This is a genomic window from Phytoactinopolyspora endophytica (genome assembly GCF_004138495.1).
GTDB classification, from domain to species: domain Bacteria; phylum Actinomycetota; class Actinomycetes; order Jiangellales; family Jiangellaceae; genus Phytoactinopolyspora; species Phytoactinopolyspora endophytica.
Genome location: NZ_ML142849.1, coordinates 248,022 through 250,280 on the forward strand (window position 1 = coordinate 248,022; position 2,259 = coordinate 250,280).

Consider the following 2,259-nt stretch of genomic DNA (forward strand, 5'->3'; position numbering starts at 1 on the left):
GCCGCCGGGCTGGCGGCGGGGTTCTATCGCGGCTTCTCCGACACCGCGGTCGGCGCCGTCACCAACATCCTGTTCGCTTTCCCCCCGCTGCTGTTGGCGCTGGCCCTGGCCTCGGTGTTCGACCGGAACTGGTTCACCGTCGCCGTGGCGATCGCCGTGGTCTACACGCCGATCTTCGTCCGGGTCACCCGCGGGCCGGTCCTGTCCCTGCGCGAGGTGGAGTACGTCAAGGCCGCCGTGAGCGCCGGGCAAAGCCGGACGATGGTCATGCTCAAGCACGTTCTGCCCAATATCACCTCCATCATCATCGTGCAGGTCACGTTGTCACTGTCCTGGGCGGTGCTGACCGAGGCGTCACTGAGCTTCCTCGGCCTGGGCACTCCCCCGCCGGCGCCGTCTCTCGGTTCGATGATCTACGAGGCGCGCACACTGGTCACGGTGGCTCCCTGGACCATGCTCGCTCCGGGGATAGTCATCGTACTGCTGGTGGTGGGGCTCAACCTGCTTGGCGACGGCCTGCGCGACACCTACGATCCACGCAACCGAGGGAAGTAGATGATCCGACAGGAAGACCCCCCGCCCGAGCCGTCGGTCACGGAGCGCGCCGACCCGCGCTTCGCCCGCATCGAGGAGACGTCGATCACCGACCTCGCGCGGCAGATGAACACCGCCGACGCCACCGTACCGACGGCGGTGGCCAGCGAGCTTCCGCGGATCACGGCGGCGATCGAGGCCGCGGTAGCCCGCATGTCCCGGGGCGGCCGGCTGATCTACGTGGGCGCCGGAACGTCCGGACGGCTCGGGGTGCTCGACGCCTCGGAATGCCGCCCCACGTTCAACGTCGGCCCCGAGCAGATCTTCGCCATCATCGCCGGAGGCCCGCAGGCCATCGTGGACGCCGCTGAGGGCGCGGAGGACGACGCCGAGGCCGGGGCGTGGGAGATGACCGACGCCGATGTCGGCCCCGACGACACCCTCGTGGGCCTCGCCTCCAGCGGCCGGACACCGTTCGTGCTCGGCGCCATGCGGCGTGCGCGTGAACTCGGCGCGCTGACCATCGGCGTCTCGTGCAACCGCGACTCTGAGTTGAGTGCGCTGGTGGAGCGGCCGATCGAGGTCGTGGTAGGCCCGGAACTGGTGAGCGGCTCGACCCGGCTCAAGGCCGGAACGGCGCAGAAGCTGGTCCTCAACATGATCTCCACCATCACGATGGTGAAGCTCGGCAAGACCTACCACGGGCTGATGGTGGCCGTCCGGCCGACCAATGAGAAGCTGCGCGCCCGCGCCATCCGCATCGTCTGCTCGCTGACCGGCGCCGACGAGGAGGATGCCGGCGCGATGCTGGTCGACTCCGGCTATGACGTGGCGACGGCCGTGCTGCGGCTGCGGCTCGGGCTGAGCCAAGACGCCGCGACGGACCGGCTGCGGGCGGCGAACGGCCGGCTCGACCATGCCCTCGAGGAGAGCGCGTGAGAGTTCTCGGTCTCATCTCCGGCACGTCGCACGACGGCATCGACGCCGCCGTCGTCGAATTCGTCACGGACGACGACGGCGGCCTGCGCGGCACCGTCACGCACAGTGCCTCCACCCCGTACGACCCGGAACTGCGTGCCCGCCTCGTGGCCGCGCTGCCACCGGCCGACGTGACGTTGTCCGAGGTCACGGTCCTGGACACGCTCATCGGCCAGGCCTTCGCTCAGGCCGCGGCCGACGCCGTCGAGCGGGACGCGCCGGTGGACCTGATCGTCTCGCACGGGCAGACCGTCTTCCACTGGGTCGAGGGCGCGACGGCCCGCGGCACGCTGCAGATCGGCCAGCCGGCGTGGATCGCCGAACGCACAGGCACTGCGGTGCTCTCCGACGTCCGGATCCGCGACATAACGGCCGGCGGGCACGGCGCACCGCTCGTCTCCGTCCTGGACGCGCTGCTCCTGCGCGGGCTCGGACGCGTGCCGGCGGCGTTGAACCTCGGCGGCATCGCGAACGTCACCGTGATGCGCCCCGAAGGGCTATGCGCGTACGACATCGGCCCGGCCAACGCGCTGATCGACGCCGTCGTGGCCGAGAAAGGGATGCACCCGCTCGGGTACGACGACGACGGACGCATCGCCGCGTCCGGCACTGTCGACGAGACGGTGCTGAACGTCCTGCTCGACGAGGAGTACTACCGGCTCGCGCCGCCGAAGAGCACGGGCAAAGAGCTGTTCCACCTCGGCTACGTCCGCGACGCCGTCCGGCGCGCGGGAAACGCCCCGGCTC

3 protein-coding genes are annotated in these 2,259 nt (G+C 70.4%); all 3 read left to right on the forward strand.

The features are described from left to right. The coding region (locus ELR45_RS36370) for an ABC transporter permease (RefSeq protein ID WP_205855653.1) at positions 1-555 on the forward strand (555 nt) is incomplete at its 5' end. Then, entirely contained in the window at positions 556-1,473 is a 918-nt protein-coding gene (gene murQ, locus ELR45_RS01100; RefSeq protein ID WP_129662743.1) for an N-acetylmuramic acid 6-phosphate etherase, read from the forward strand. Next, positions 1,470-2,259: anhydro-N-acetylmuramic acid kinase (locus ELR45_RS36375; protein ID WP_205855654.1), on the forward strand; the 790-nt coding region annotated here is incomplete at its 3' end. The genes murQ and ELR45_RS36375, both read left to right, overlap by 4 nt.